Here is a 14,354-nt window from a genome sequence, read left to right on the forward strand (position 1 = left end):
GTCTGCAGGCAAGCTTTGAAATTTTCCTACCCTATTAAGCAGAACCAGCGTATTAGTTATACGTTTTTATTAGCTAAAAACCACACCCTCGATGTTGTCATCTCTTGCGTAGATTTTAGGGAGCCGTATGGTATAAGCCTCAGTGAAATATTGATCTAAAAAAATGACAAGCAATAATTTTAAATATAATGATGATGTAAAATATGAAGTTATATATCTGATAAATGTAGGTTTTCTTTAGCTTGACGCGTATTTTATGGAAAGGGCACCGGCTCGGGCGAGCCCGCACAACTCGCCACCAGAGCGACCATCAGTATAGCAATGACATCCCTGTACAGGACTCAATAACGTTGAATCACGCCACGGATATACCTCTGATGCTTCCCGTGGCTTCCTCGGAATATCTCGCGAATAGTGTGTAAACGTCTGCCCACCGCTTCAGCATATTCGTGATAATGTTGTAAAGCATCACATTCTTTAAACAGCACCTTCTTCATACGTTGTTCCTGATGGATTTATCCCCGCTAAAACGGACACGGTTAATTTATAATTAGCAGCGAACTTCTGTATTCCCTCAGTGACTGCTTTTTCAGCTCTTTATGGGGATGCTAGTTATTATAGTTTTCCATCCATACCATAAATTTTTCTATTAAGGTCACCGCATCCGGCAGATCATTTACATACACGTATGTCACGCTTGAACGTTTTCACAAACGATTCGGCCCGCCGGACTGCGCACTGGCGTCGTACACACGATGAACCCGCGTGAGGCGGCGAACGTGATTGTTGAGTCCGCTATGTAGCAACTGCCGTTATCGGTGAGCCGGGCTTCTATCTGCGCGATGCGCTTCGCCACCTTTTCAGTGCGGCTGCTGAAGTACATGTAGCGCAGCTTATCCAGTTACGCCTGCAGGTAGTCAACTTCGCGCTCGCGCTCATCCAGCCTCGCCTGCAGGAGGCGCTGTTTAAGAAGGGCAATGTCGTCGGTAAGAGATTCGTTCATGGCGGGCATGCTACCAGGTTGCCCGCAGGGTGACCAGGATTACAGCAGCGTGAGGGGTGACAGAGGCGCTTTGGCTGGCGCCAGTCGATGCCCTCCAGCAGCATGGCCAGTTGAGCGGGTGTGAGGAACACTTTGCCGTAGCGGGCCGACGGCCAGTCGAAGCGACCACGTTCCAGCCTTTTGGTCAGCAGGCACAGACCGTCACCGGTGGACCAGATCAGTTTGACCTGGCTCCCGCTGCGCCCAAGGAAGATAAAGACGTGACCGGACATCGGGTCATCTCTGAGGGCAGTCTGGATATTTGCGCCCAGGCCGTTAAAGCCGTTGCGCATGTCGGTGAAGCCCGCTACCAGCCAGATTTTTGTGCCGGATGGCAGGTTTATCACGGACGTCCTCCGCGCATGATAGCCGCCAGCATCGCGCTGAGCAGCTCCGAAGTGGGGTTATGGAGCGATATTTCTCCGCCCGGGAGCCGGATAATGCAGTCTGCGGTGGCGTCAGGCAGCGGCACTTGAGCGGGCAAAGGATGCACTATCTTAACCGGTACCAGCGCGGGCAATGCAGGATTTTTTGTTTTACGCCCCCCGGGCTTAGCGACGCCGCTCTCATTTTTCCAGAGGCGCATCTATTTATAGAGGAGGTTGTGGTTAACATTATGCTGTCGTGCCAGGGCGGCAACACTACCATTTTCCTCAAGGGTTTTAAGAGCCATGTGAACCAGCCGGAGCTTAAATTCGGGCGTATAGCACTGGCGTGTCAGAGATGTAGAGTCAGTCATCAGGCGTCCACCTAACCGGAATAAGTGGACGTTTACATTACAGGGAGAGACGAAATTAACCTGACGGTGCTGGCTGCACGCTTACAGTTCTCTTAAGACTTCGCGGGACAAATTAAGGGCACAAAAAAGCCCGTAGGGCTTGCACCGTGCGGGCTCTTAGGACTTCATCGGATGACTCTGGTAATCACCGATGGAGAATTTTGGTGGAGCTGGCGGGAGTCGAACCCGCGTCCGAAATTATTACACCGTCGGCACTACATGCTTAGTCAGTCTTTACGTTCGCCGGTCAGCTGCGGGCAGACACGCCACTGACAAACTAGCCTGATTAAATTTAATGCTTCAACCCCAGGCAAGGCATCCACACGATCTCTTTTGGGTTTGACCTCTCAGGATCCCCGTCCTAAGAGCGGAGGCTAGGGTGAGAGGACACCTTCAGTTTATTAAGCTGATTAAGCAGCGAACGCTAATGGATTATATTTAGCGTCGTTTGCAGGTGCAGTTGTATAGTTGATTGCAACTATTTTTTGCGGTTTTTTAACGAGGCCAACCGCACCTCGGCATGCTCCTGAGGCTTGATAATACCGTCGAATCCAGAATCAGCCCCTGAGTTTCCTACACTGACGTAGTAGGCACGGATGTTTGCTTAATCAGACCCATCATAGTCCGGTCGGTTTGGACTCTAAGGACGACACACTCCCTCATACAGCTACGTACTCAAGCATTCTGAAACAGAACGTGGCATTAACTGTACCTGACGAGAACTAACTCAGTTGCATGCTAACCGCGATGCGCTAGGACAACTATAAAAAAACGGCCACCAGATTTTATAGTTACATCAGATTTTTGTTTTCATACATTAGTTATAATGTAACGACCATAGGTCATCAATATCCTCGCTAATTTTGCCTATTACATTAACCCCCGGAACCAGAGTTGGGGTTTATTTTCCACCAACAGGTGTATTTTCTTATTGACAAATGGGTTTTGCTAGAATTACCCAAGTGTGAATTATATACCTAGCAGATATACATAGGCTAAGATTTGAAAATGAATAAGAAACATCAACTGTGGAATGGTTAGTTTCATTAAAGGTGTGGAGTGAAAGGTATAGTGTGTCAAATGGCATGAATAATAAGTGGATGTTGCAAGCTTAAGTCGTTAGCTAATAGTCTACTCTGAATTAAGGGCATTGAGAAAAATATATCAAGTAAAGCATTAGGTTTGTTAAAGTGTATTGCAGATTGAGACGAAAGAGGTTTGAATTCAGATTTTGTAAATCATGCATGTTAAAAAAAACCCCGAGCGAACCGGGTTATCAATAGAAGGGTCAAGGATCAATTTTTTTTCAAATCATAACTCTTTTTATAATTTTTGAAAAGCTCCTACCAATTTTTAGGAATTGTTCTTTAGCGTAAGTTTTGACAGTAAGTAACTAATTTGGCTTGCATACAATAAATCGTTATTTTATATTGCGATAAGCATGCGGGGCGTTTTTTTATGTCGATTATCATAAGATTTTGTCATATTTGAATCAGCAACATGGCTCATCAGTGAATTTGAAATCTATTAAAGTATAGGTATATTAATTTCGCGGGGTAATTACATGGCGTGTTGGTGAAGGAATTTTAAGATTAGGAAGTACATACGGTAATTGTGCTCAGCAGTGACGATTGATACTTGGTCGAGCGACATATGTTGAAACTATTTTCATGCAAAGAATACATTCGACATTTAAAAAATAAAAATTTATTAAAGGGTGTGTGATGTTTGAGAAGCCAGTAATGTTAAGTCAATACAGAGATGGAATGAACAGCTATCTTGCTTACTCTAAAGAAGAAAAGATAATCAAGGTTACATCAACGCCCTATGTATGGATTTTAGGTTGCGATAAAAAAGCTTCATTTATTGATGATGATACGCTTTTCTTTGATTTCAAATTAAAAAAAAGCGCAGGGCGGGGATACCTATGTCCATATGAGATCGATGTTCCAGGCAACCAACCGCTAAGTACTGAAATTCGTATTAACGGGACAATGTTATTTGCAGAACTCTTGGATGTAGAAAAAAAATCCTTTAAGATTTACGAGCCAGTTGGCCTGAGAGTATTAACTGTAGATAAAAATTCAAGAATAATATTTTCACCCGACTCTAAATCGTCGGAAATGTACAGTTCGTGGATAATTAACTATCCATCATTATTTAAGTAAGTTTGCTGTGCGTCAATCTTTTTCTAAAATAATTTCACTCGGTGATATTTACACTAACAGTGTTAATATTCAGAATTTTTGATATCAATTCTACACTGCTCTTATGTTGTTCACCTTTTGGTATCATTAAATAGAGTGGGATATTGTAACCGGTTTCGTTAACCACAAGATTTTCATTTTTCCACTGAGATAGATTAAGTGTACTGCTTGTGACAATTCCAGATCCGTAACCTTGTCGGATCATTTCATAAGCTGAGGCTTCGCTGCTTACAGTTTTGACATTAGAGTAATAATACTTTTTCATGATATTTTCAAGATTACTCTTTATGGTAGTATGATATTGTTGTTCTTTATGTAATATCAACAGCTTATCAGGATTATCAATTTCAAAGCTTTTGTGATGATAAATCAGTAATGAATCATGCATTTTGAAATGATAAATATCATGAAAATTCGACGGTACTATTTCTGATGTAAGGTAAAGCATGTGGTTGTCAGGGGGAAGGATCATCTGCTCCCCGATTTTCATAAAGTCAAAGCCCTGCAACTCCGTATGCTTTATGAAATACTCACTGAGTTTGTAAATGAAGAAGTCCTTCCCCCAATCGTAGACCAACGTATTGATTTTTTTCCTCGCACTCACCTTAAGATTGGCCTCAATTTCGGCAAGTCGATCGTAATAAAATTCAATGTCTTTAAGTAACTTGTCTCCTTCAGGGGTAATAATAATTTTGTTACCTTTTCGCTCGAAAAGCACTTTATTGCAATAAGCTTCAAGCTCGGTGACAAGTCTGCTGACCGGAGACACTGTTAATGACAGGGATTTAGCTGCTTCGCTGATCGAATTATGACGAGCAACCAAGATGAATGCTCTCATTCTTTTAGAAATAAGGGTCATACGGCAATAACCTTTTAGTATATTTACTGTCAGAAGTTGTAAGAATCTTTGCGTTTGTTAATAAATTTTGCAACTGAAATGCTGCCTATGTATCGAACCATGGTGAAGAGATCTGACAACTACATGACTTTGATTTAAAAAGTATTCAAAATGGTGATATTCCATTGTTTTTAAAAGGATAAATAACATAAAGATAAATTTATGTTTTCAGGGTTTACTATGAAAAACTTCCTTTTGTCAGATTCTAATTGTGTAGGCTGTCTAATGGTTACGGCTTCACTTGCGCATTAACGCAAATTTCAATGCCAAAAAAAGATGCTTTAGGGCTCTTTTGAGAAAAAAAAAAGAAATTTTTGCTAATGAAGGAAGTTTTAGAATTATATGTAAGATATATTTATGGATGCCGAAAGATAGTGAGGGTTAAATATGACTGTAATCATCACGCTAGCGCTAAAATTGCTCTTATTAAAGGAAAATCACATTGAAAAAGTTTATATTTGAAACTGATTGCACTACAACGTTATAGCTAAATCAGTAATCTTATATCTCAAGAATTAGCCTAAAGGCGATATTTAATTCTAGAAAGTGAACTTAGGTTAGCATTTTAATCGACGCAAATCTGTGGATTTGGAGTTGTACATTGAGAACTTATTTATAGTTATTTTTGGCACTGGTAAAGATTACTATAAATTGGTGTTGTTAACATTGAATGACTGATGATGACTTTGAATAGTCAGGATAAACCCAATTACTCACCCTGAATCGCCACGGGTTTAACAGACACCTCAGAGTCATTTAAGATGACTTAATGAGAGGTGCCCATGAGCGGTAAGCGTTATCCTGAAGAGTTTAAAATTGAAGTAGTCAAACAGGTTGTTGATCGTGGTCATTCTGTTTCCAGCGTTGCAACACGTCTCGATATCACCACCCACAGCCTTTACGCATGGATAAAGAAGTACGGTCCGGATTCTTCCACTAATAATGAACAGTCAGATGCTCAGGCCGAGATCCGCCGTCTTCAGAAAGAGTTAAAACGGGTTACCGACGAAAGGGACATATTAAAAAAAGCCGCGGCTTACTTCGCAAAGCTGTCCGACTGAGGTACGCCTTTATCCGCGACAACAGCCGTTGCTGGCCTGTTCGTTTGCTCTCTCGGATTCTGGATGTTCATCCGAGTGGATTTTATTTCTGGCTTCAGCAGCCACATTCACAGCGTCACCAGGCAGACCACATGCTGACCGGGCAGATCAAACAGTTCTGTCTTGAGTCTGGCTGCGTCTAGGTTTATCGCAAGATCCATCTCGATCTGCGTGATACCGGGCAGCCGTGCGGAGTGAACCGGGTCTGGCGGCTGATGAAGCGTGCCGGAATAAAAGCTCAGGTTGGGTACCGTAGCCCACGGGCACGTAAAGGCGAAACCAGCATCGTGGCACCCAACAGGCTCCAGCGGCAGTTCAATCCTGACTCACCGGATGAGCGTTGGGTGACGGACATAACCTACATCCGAACCCACGAAGGCTGGCTGTATCTGGCCGTGGTGGTTGACCTGTTCTCCCGAAAAGTTATCGGCTGGTCAATGCAACCCCGCATGACATAAGAGATTGTCCTGAAAGCATTACTTATGGCGGTATGGAGGCGTAATCCTCAAAAACAGGTACTGGTTCACTCTGATCAGGGCAGTCAGTACACGAGCCATGAGTGGCCGTCGTTTCTGAAATCACACGGTCTTGAAGGCAGCATGAGTCGTCGGGGTAACTGCCACGACAACGCGCTTGCGGAAAGCTTTTTCCAGCAACTGAAACGCGAACGGATTAAGAAAAAGATCTACGGAACGAGAGACGAAGCCAGAAGCGATATTTTTGATTACATCGAAATGTTTTATAACAGTAAGCGTCGGCATGGTTCTAGCGAGCAGATGCCACCGACTGAATATGAAAACTTATATTATCAACGACTCAGAAGTGTCTAGATTATCCGTGGCGATTCACTAACCTCGGTGAGTCGTTTCAACCTGCATAACATTAGCTCGGTAAAAAAACCAATTACTGATAACCTTATTACAGGGCATTTTTGGTTTATCCCTTCGTATATGTTAAAATCTTAAATAAGATAAGCTTTTGATAAGCCTGTTAACGGTGGCTTATCAGAGGGAGAAGGCCTCGATGTTCAATAAAATTCATGTTCGTAATTTCAAGTCGCTAGTAGATGTAAATCTGAACCTATCTTCTTTCAACTGCCTCGTCGGTATGAACGGTGCAGGTAAGAGCACGCTGCTACAGGTAATTGATTTCATCTCAAGGCAAATGCATGGCGATCTGCAAGGTTGGTTAAACGGACGCGGTTGGGTGTCAAAGGATTTATATTCCAAAACCGGCGATAAACAAGCTGCCAAACAGGGGATTTTACTCAAAGTCGGGTTCACCCTTGGAAAGGGTGAACGCCTTCAGTGGACGGCGACATTCAACCGAACCAGTTTGCGCATCACTCGTGAGCGCATCATTCACCTCGATAAGCAGGAAGTGATCTTCGAGGTCAATGATGGAAAGTATCGGGTGGGTGATGAACACTTACCCGTTACCTTCGATTATTCCGGTTCCGTTCTTTCACAGCTTAAGGACAATTTTCTCTCACCAGAAATCATAGCGTTTCGTGATGCCGTGCGAAATATAAAGTCTTTAGAGCTGCTTTCACCACATTCCCTGAGAAAACGCTCTCGTCTGCCGGATACTGATGTCGGACCCGGAGGGGAAAAACTATCGGGATTTCTGAGCACGCTGAAACCGCCTGCCAAGGCGCTACTATTGGATGAACTTCGGCGCTTTTATCCCGAAATCGACGAGTTTCGCATTGCCACTAGCAAAGGTGGCTGGAAAAGGCTTGTCATTTCTGAGTCCCATCTGTCAGAAGGACAGGTAAAGGCTGTGAACGAGATCGATGCAAGCCAGTTAAATGACGGCCTGCTGCGTATTCTGGCGATACTTGCGCAGAACACGGCGTCCGGTACCAGCCTGCTTTTACTCGACGAAGTCGAGAATGGAGTAAATCCAGAAATCATTGAAAAACTGGTAGATACTCTTGTAGCTAGTCCCATGCAGGTGATTGTTACCACACATAGTCCAATGATCCTGAATTATCTTGAAGATGAAGTGGCAGAAGAAAGTGTTCAACTGGTATACAAGTCAGAGTCCGCTCAGACTCGTATAAGACCTTTTTTTGGTATTGCATATACCCGGGACAAATTGAAGTATATGGGACCGGGTGAAGCGCTGATTGATACTGATCTCTACAAGCTCAGAAACGAGCTTCTGCAACTGGATAAACTCAAAGACAAGAACCAAACGCCGGAATCGTCTCATGATCATCTTGCTTAGTGGAGAGGGACCCACAGATCTTGGCACCTGCGTTAATGGTCAGGGCCTATGCCGAGTGCCTGATTTCCAGTATGGCCCTATGACCTTGCTGGTTGATAAAGAGTTAGAAGCGCACAATTATTATTCGCCTCTTGAAACCTCTGATGAGAGCTATATTTTTATCAGTAAGCCGAGGTTAACTGACCTCATGGATGAAAAGAGCGGACGAAACGTCGCTTTCCGGGGAAAAAAACAAACAACTCGAGACAGAGGCTACTTTTTCGACAACGCATGGATGCTGGGTGAAGAAGCATTACGACTTGCAACCGAACATGATAGCCCGGTAATTGCCGTACTTTTTCGTGATTGTGATGGTAATAATCAAAGCGGCCAACAACTCTGGCAAACAAAAATACAGTCTATCCGGGACGGCTTTGAACGTTCAGGACTTTGTGAACGTGGCATTGCAATGGTTCCGCGTCCGAAATCTGAAGCCTGGCTGCTGTGTGCCATTCGGAACAACTATCAACATTGTGCGAGGCTAGAGGACACTTTGCCGGGCAATGACGATGCGCCTAACTCAGCCAAACAGCAGCTTGATGAAGCGATGGGAAACGCATCAAGCCGACTCGAGCAGGTCCTTTGGATCAATGAAAATGGATTTGATGGGGCTGCCGTCGCGGGTGAAATGGAAAGTTACCGATCATTTAGTCTTGATATGCAGCGTGCTCTGCGGAGTTTGTAACCAGCCCACTGACGGGCATCTCTGCAACATCCAGACACCCTCTGCATATCAGACGAAGCAGGCAAAACGGAGATGAAGAGAACTTGTGTCTTCAGTCCTGCTTTACCGTATTTTCCCTGTAAGCGTTCAGCAAATGCGTATGGCCAATTTCTCATCTCCCTATAAATGAGGTGTCCAGTTTTCCCGTAAGTCAGGCAACTGATGACCGACACAAAATTCTTGACCCGCCAGCGCTATACGCCCGAATTTAAGTTCCCGCTCGTTCGCATAAAGCTTAAAGTAAACGGCAGCGTTGCCGCCCTCCCGCGACAGCATGACGTCAACGACAATATCCTCTTTGAATGGATGCGTCTCTGGAAAATAAGGGCCGTGTCGCTAAGCCGTGCGGGCGCAAAGCAAAATCACCTGCGCTGCAGCGCTGGTCCCGGATCAGATAGTGCATCCTTCACCAGCATCTGCACCGCAGTCTGACGCCATTGCGGACAGTATTATCGGGCTTTCGGGTGACGAAATATAGCAGCATCACCCTTCCCCGCAGCAACCCAGCGCACTGCTGCATGCCTCGATGCGCCGAGGACATCCGAAATAAACCTGCCATCCGGCACAAAAATCTGGCTGGTCGCCGGCATCACCGACATGCGCACGGCTTCAACGGCCTGGGCGCTAAGGTCCAGACCGCGCTGAAAGACGCCCCGATGTCCGGTCACGTCTTTATCTTCCGCGGGCGTTCGGGCGGCCAGGTCAAACTGCTCTGGTCCACCGGCGACGGCCTGTGCCTGCTCACCAAAAGAATGGAGCGCGACCGCTTCGCCTGGCAGTCGGCCCGCGATGGTAAAGTGTTACTCACGCCCGCTCAGCTGGCCATGCTGCTTGAGGGCATCGACTGGCGCCAGCCAAAGCGCCTGCTGTCACCGCTGACGCTGCTGTAATCCTGGTCACCCTGCGGGCAACCTGGTAGCATGCCCGCCATGAACGAATATCTTCCCGACGACATCGCCCTCCTTAAACAGCGCCTGGCCGAACAGCAGGCGCAGATACTTGCCCCAGAGGCGCAGCTGGATAAGCTCAGGCGCATGAACTGCGGCAGCCGCTCTGAAAAGGTAGCAAAGCGCATCGCGCAGACAGAAGTCCAGCTCACCGCCATGCAGAAAGACAGCGACGCGCGCACCGGTCGGGTGGACGACCCGCCGGTGCCGCGTCCGCTGCGTTAGACCCGCACGCGCAAACCGTTCCCTGAGTCCCTGCCGCGCGATGAAAACCGTCTGAAGCCGGCGGAAGTCTGCTGCCCGGACTGCGGCGGCGCGCTGGCATACCTGGGTGAAGACGCGGCAGAGCAGCCGGAGTTGCTGCGCAGCGCGTTCCGTATTATCTGCACCGTGCGTGAGAAGCATGCCTGTAAAAAGTGCGACCGCATCGTGCAGGCGGCTGCGCCGTCGCCCATCGAGCGCGGCATCGCCGGGCCGGGCCTGCTGGCACGGGTGCTGACGTCAAAGTACGCGGAACACACGCCGCTGAACCGGCAGTCAGAGATATACGAACGTCAGGGCATGACACTCAGTCGTTCGCTGCTGGCGGACAATGGAAAAACCAAAACCGGCAGGCTGTGGACGTACGTGCGCGACGACCGCAACGCGGGGTCAGTGATGGCCCCGGCGGTGTGGTTCGCCTACTCGCCGGACCGCAAAGGCGTTCACCCGCAGACGCACCTGGCCGGGTTCAGCGGCGTGCTGCAGGCGGAAGCGTACGCGGGGTTCAACGACCTGTACCGCCAAGGGCACATATAAAGGAAGCGGCGTGCTGGGCGCACGCGCGCCGTAAAATCCACGACGTGCACATCAGAACACCGTCTGACACGACGACCGAAGCGCTGCGGCGCATCGCCGAGCTGTACGGTATCGAGGCGGACATCCAGGGTAAAAGCGCCGCAGGTCGTCTGGTGGTACGCCAGGAAAAAACGCTGCCGCTGCTGAATGGGCTGGAAGGCTGGCTGCGGGAAAAACAGAAAACACTGTCACGGCACTCGGAACTTGCGAAGGCGTTCACGCACGCGCTCAATCAGTGGGAAGCACTGAAATATTACGCGAGCGACGGCTGTGCTGAGCCGGATAATAACATCACGGAAAACGCGCTGAGGACGGTCAGTCTGGGCAGAAAGAATTACCTGTTCTTCGGCTCGGACCACGGAGGCGAACGTGGAGCGCAGATGTACGGGTTAATCGGGAGCTGCCGCCTTAACGGTGTCGATCCTGAACATTATCTTCGTCACGTGCTGTCGGTGATAGCAGACTGGCCGGTCAACCGCGTAGGCGAACTGCTGCCATGGCGCGTCACCCTGCCCGGGGAGTAATCTCCGGGTCATCCTGTCAATACGGTTCGCGCTGTACGCTTACGTCCATTTATAACAAATCTGACATCAACATGATGCAAAACGTCAGTCAGCAAACACTTTAAAGGGAGAGTATCAGGAAAAAAATAAGCACCAGGAGGGGATGATGGCTGCCCGGTGTACACACCTTCTCCCTGACACGTATCATGATGCGCTTGAGTACCGCTCACCTCGAAAATTTATAAGCAGGAAGTTATCGCATCAGTATGAGAGTAGCAACGTTGTATGTATATAGGATCCAATCCGATGATGGCGGTTCTGAGTAGTCACTTACTCAAACATAGCAGGCTGTCATATTTTTTGTTGGAAGTGAAGTGAACGTTATCTCATCCTTAAAGGTTGAAACGAAGTAAGCGTCCAGTTAACTCACATTGCGCAGTAATGTGAGTTAACTGGACGCTTACAAATTTTAGCGATGCGCTCTTATTGCTGCTGCGTAAAACAGATTGTACATACCTCCTCATAATGCACCTCTAATCCAGACGTTTTACCTGTGCACTTTGAAAAGAGTTAGATTCGCCTAACTAAGATGACTTAAGGCTTTAACAACAATAACTCGCGAATTACAGCATGGTGAGTGTTTTTCATGGGTACTTCTTCAATTCTGAAATGATGTTTTTTTGCCAGCTCACGCACTTCCGGGGCATCATCATACGTCATCATAACGGTGCCGTTGACTTCTGACATCAATGAAAATAATCCTTCATGGTCGACTTCATTATGGGAGTAGAGCCTGGACCCCGCTTTTTTGCCACCCGCAGTGTAAGGTGGATCAATGAAGAAAAAGGCCTTGCTCTCATCCGCATAACGGCGAACAACTTCGAAAGCGTCCGTTTGTTCGAAGGTAATACTTTCACGCAGACCTTGCAAAGCGTCGATACGCTTAGCTAAGGTCTCCGGATACCAGCGCGACTTCAAACCACGCCCCGCTTCTCCGGATTTAATTAACCCTGCCCCAGCAGCCATAATCCCTCCCCGTTGCATGCGATTTTTAACGATAGTACGAAACGCACGCCCGGTGACGGTATGTGGATTACCATCAAGAATGGCGCGTACATTTTCCAGATTCACTTCAAAGTCAATTATCGTCTGACGCAGCCAGGCAACATCTTCTTCTTTTTCATGGAATATGGTTTGCCAGACCGCTGCGACATCATCATCTAATTCCCCTAATAAAACACTATCGACCAGGCCTTCAGCTGCCGCAGACAGGCCTATCATCGCTCCACCAGCAAACGGTTCAATCAGAACTGATGGACGGATGGCTGACGCCATCAGCCATTTGCGCACTTCGGGCACAAGCCATGTTTTCCCACCCGGATAGCGGAAAGGACTGAGTTGCCTCACTTGTGCGACATTGGTTGGTTTTTTCTTGTCGTGCAACTGCAAAATAAGTGCGGCCAGCGCTTCAGCTTTATGAGGGTCAATCAGGTGGTTTCTGAGATCTTCAAATGCAGGCTTACACTCTTCATGAACGAGTACAGTAGTTTTATGAATATTCTGTTCTTTAAGTCGGTCTGTACGACGTTTTTGTCGCTTTGATGCTGTCGCGTCAATGGTCATTATTACTAGTCTCCGTGAATATTCACGGAGACTAACAAGCATTAAATAATATGTCAAACCCGTGAGTTCTCACGGACATCTCTTTTGCTGATATTTGCTAGTTTGAGGCATCTTCCTCACTTCCTTTTAAAGAAAGTGTATTGCGAGGCTCAGCCAGAGGGGTTGTTAGCATTGCCTTACCGCTTATTCTGTTTTCAAAAATGGATAACGCTACCGGCTTACCTCCTGTTAACCCTTCAACTGAACGCTCAAGCGTCGTAAACCTTACCTCATCACGGACAATGCGCGTACGCTTCTCACCTTCAACCTCTTCAAAACGCACGATAAACCATGCTATGTCCGCATTCGATATGTCAGCGACATTGTCCATTTCACCAATCGAATCAAAAAAGGCCCTGTCAACGACCACGGCCATCTTTTTTCCCCATCGTCGCAATGTAGGAACTTTAATCTGCAGTTGCGGCATTAATCTTTTAGGGCCGCTGCTTCGGTAATCCGGACGACGACGGCCTGTGGGAAAAATAACCCAGTCGACAGCATTATCGGCAAATGCTTCAAACTCCCCTCGCATTGCATTACCACTGAAGTACACGGCCTGGATTTCCAGAGCTGCCCAGTCCATCGGCGCGCCTGCGGATGTTTTTGAACTCACCAGTACCATGTCTATACGGCCAACATCATCGCCGCCCTCGCTATCCGTCGATGCGCTCGCCTCCAAAAAGCCAACTTCTCCGACAAGCATTGGCTCAGGGTCTCCCAGGATGGTTTCCCCCACCCACCTGAAAATTTCCAGATCTTCATGAAACCGATAAGGGCAGGTGGCACGTAATTCGCCCTGCTTTCCTGATACAGGCACACCTGTGGCCCGTCCGTTATCCGGATGCACGTCATAAGAATAGAGGCGAAGAGAACAGACTCCCCCATCCTTTGAACAGACGGCACCCTGTTTACGGGCCTGAAAAGGGCATGGCTGCGCTTTTCTGTCTTTCTTGGGCTTAAGTACTTCAGAAGCGTGATGCTGACGCTCATGACCGGAAAGCTGAATTAAATTATCTCCAAACCACTCCCCAATACCGAATCGCGGCGTTAACTCTTTGAATTTTCTATCCATATTTAATAAGAATGCATTGGTGAGTTTAACGAAACAGATCACGTTAACTAACGAATCAGGCGAATTATTACATTAACATCTTGTTTTACTTAAAAACCGGGAGGTCCATTTTACTTATCTAATATCGTTAATGATACTCACATCCTCCTTACCTGATTAAAGTGCATTATCCAGACCTGTATGAATGGCGGCACTTTGCGCGAAGGACCGACCTTAACATGGCCACCGCACACGGAGATGACCGCTAACGTACCCGTGTTCCAGGATACGGCAGAGGTTACCACCTTCCGTTGCCATCCGGTTCCTGTTGCAA

At 47.1% G+C, this 14,354-nt stretch carries 10 protein-coding genes, 1 other RNA gene and 5 pseudogenes; 7 read left to right on the top strand and 9 right to left on the bottom strand.

Annotated features, from left to right (window positions below):
- Positions 1 to 341: 341 nt before the first annotated feature.
- The 6 genes and pseudogenes from AAF463_RS24420 to ssrA all read right to left on the bottom strand — a co-directional run bounded on the left by AAF463_RS24420 (position 342) and on the right by ssrA (position 2,385).
- Complete coding sequence (locus tag AAF463_RS24420; RefSeq protein WP_350262492.1) at positions 342 to 497, bottom strand: hypothetical protein; 156 nt, start codon at positions 495 to 497, stop codon at positions 342 to 344.
- A gap of 114 nt (positions 498 to 611) precedes the next feature.
- Positions 612 to 823, bottom strand: a pseudogene (locus AAF463_RS24425) (IS3 family transposase); the annotation flags it as partial.
- Positions 821 to 1,003, bottom strand: a pseudogene (locus AAF463_RS24430) (IS66 family transposase); the annotation flags it as partial. The pseudogenes AAF463_RS24425 and AAF463_RS24430, both read right to left, overlap by 3 nt.
- The gene (gene tnpB / locus AAF463_RS24435) at positions 1,000 to 1,389 is read right to left on the bottom strand and encodes an IS66 family insertion sequence element accessory protein TnpB (RefSeq protein WP_350262493.1); all 390 of its coding nucleotides are present in this window, start codon (positions 1,387 to 1,389) and stop codon (positions 1,000 to 1,002) included. The gene tnpB (AAF463_RS24435) and the pseudogene AAF463_RS24430, both read right to left, overlap by 4 nt.
- Before the next feature lie 239 nt (positions 1,390 to 1,628).
- Positions 1,629 to 1,781, bottom strand: coding sequence for a transposase (locus AAF463_RS24440; protein ID WP_350262494.1), 153 nt, complete (start codon positions 1,779 to 1,781; stop codon positions 1,629 to 1,631).
- Positions 1,782 to 1,982: 201 nt separating this feature from the next.
- Positions 1,983 to 2,385: a transfer-messenger RNA gene (ssrA, locus tag AAF463_RS24445) on the bottom strand.
- A 1,159-nt stretch (positions 2,386 to 3,544) separates the two neighbouring features.
- On the opposite strand from ssrA, the gene AAF463_RS24450 reads away from it, so the two are divergent.
- A complete protein-coding gene (locus AAF463_RS24450) occupies positions 3,545 to 3,988 on the top strand; it encodes a hypothetical protein (protein WP_350262495.1) in 444 nt (147 codons plus the stop codon).
- Positions 3,989 to 4,022: 34 nt separating this feature from the next.
- Here the strand turns inward: AAF463_RS24450 and AAF463_RS24455 are convergent, their stop codons facing one another.
- On the bottom strand, positions 4,023 to 4,886 hold the full coding sequence (locus AAF463_RS24455; RefSeq protein ID WP_350262496.1) for a LysR family transcriptional regulator: 864 nt from the start codon (positions 4,884 to 4,886) through the stop codon (positions 4,023 to 4,025).
- Positions 4,887 to 5,707: 821 nt separating this feature from the next.
- Here AAF463_RS24455 and AAF463_RS24460 point away from each other — a divergent pair.
- From AAF463_RS24460 to AAF463_RS24485, 6 genes and pseudogenes are all read left to right on the top strand, one after another.
- Positions 5,708 to 6,855 (top strand): annotated as a pseudogene (locus AAF463_RS24460) (IS3 family transposase).
- Positions 6,856 to 7,048: 193 nt separating this feature from the next.
- Positions 7,049 to 8,257, top strand: coding sequence for an AAA family ATPase (locus tag AAF463_RS24465; protein ID WP_350262497.1), 1,209 nt, complete (start codon positions 7,049 to 7,051; stop codon positions 8,255 to 8,257).
- Complete coding sequence (locus tag AAF463_RS24470; protein WP_350262498.1) at positions 8,241 to 8,981, top strand: hypothetical protein; 741 nt, start codon at positions 8,241 to 8,243, stop codon at positions 8,979 to 8,981. Before AAF463_RS24465 ends, AAF463_RS24470 begins: the two co-directional genes overlap by 17 nt.
- Positions 8,982 to 9,182: 201 nt before the next feature.
- Entirely contained in the window at positions 9,183 to 9,452 is a 270-nt protein-coding gene (locus AAF463_RS24475; protein ID WP_350262499.1) for a transposase, read from the top strand.
- 165 nt (positions 9,453 to 9,617) lie between these two features.
- A pseudogene (gene tnpB, locus AAF463_RS24480) lies at positions 9,618 to 9,910 on the top strand (IS66 family insertion sequence element accessory protein TnpB).
- A gap of 39 nt (positions 9,911 to 9,949) precedes the next feature.
- Positions 9,950 to 11,328: pseudogene (locus tag AAF463_RS24485) on the top strand (IS66 family transposase).
- 573 nt (positions 11,329 to 11,901) lie between these two features.
- Here the strand turns inward: AAF463_RS24485 and AAF463_RS24490 are convergent.
- Together AAF463_RS24490 and AAF463_RS24495 are read right to left on the bottom strand one after the other, a co-directional pair.
- Entirely contained in the window at positions 11,902 to 12,930 is a 1,029-nt protein-coding gene (locus AAF463_RS24490) for a DNA adenine methylase (RefSeq protein WP_350262500.1), read from the bottom strand.
- A 97-nt stretch (positions 12,931 to 13,027) separates the two neighbouring features.
- Positions 13,028 to 14,083: a NotI family restriction endonuclease gene (locus AAF463_RS24495; RefSeq protein ID WP_350262501.1), complete on the bottom strand. Its 1,056-nt coding sequence runs from the start codon at positions 14,081 to 14,083 to the stop codon at positions 13,028 to 13,030.
- Between the last annotated feature and the right edge of the window lie 271 nt (positions 14,084 to 14,354).

Origin of the sequence: Pantoea sp. BJ2 (genome assembly GCF_040255075.1) — a bacterium.
GTDB classification, from domain to species: Bacteria; Pseudomonadota; Gammaproteobacteria; order Enterobacterales; family Enterobacteriaceae; genus Pantoea; species Pantoea leporis.

What these genes read in the sequence shown, in the direction of transcription:
- AAF463_RS24490 (WP_350262500.1), bottom strand. Translation starts at nt 12,930, where the DNA reads ATGACCATTGACGCGACAGCATCAAAGCGACAAAAACGTCGTACAGAC.
- AAF463_RS24465 (WP_350262497.1), top strand. Translation starts at nt 7,049, where the DNA reads ATGTTCAATAAAATTCATGTTCGTAATTTCAAGTCGCTAGTAGATGTA.
- AAF463_RS24475 (WP_350262499.1), top strand. Translation starts at nt 9,183, where the DNA reads ATGACCGACACAAAATTCTTGACCCGCCAGCGCTATACGCCCGAATTT.
- AAF463_RS24420 (WP_350262492.1), bottom strand. Translation starts at nt 497, where the DNA reads ATGAAGAAGGTGCTGTTTAAAGAATGTGATGCTTTACAACATTATCAC.
- AAF463_RS24440 (WP_350262494.1), bottom strand. Translation starts at nt 1,781, where the DNA reads ATGACTGACTCTACATCTCTGACACGCCAGTGCTATACGCCCGAATTT.
- AAF463_RS24455 (WP_350262496.1), bottom strand. Translation starts at nt 4,886, where the DNA reads ATGACCCTTATTTCTAAAAGAATGAGAGCATTCATCTTGGTTGCTCGT.
- AAF463_RS24450 (WP_350262495.1), top strand. Translation starts at nt 3,545, where the DNA reads ATGTTTGAGAAGCCAGTAATGTTAAGTCAATACAGAGATGGAATGAAC.
- AAF463_RS24470 (WP_350262498.1), top strand. Translation starts at nt 8,241, where the DNA reads ATGATCATCTTGCTTAGTGGAGAGGGACCCACAGATCTTGGCACCTGC.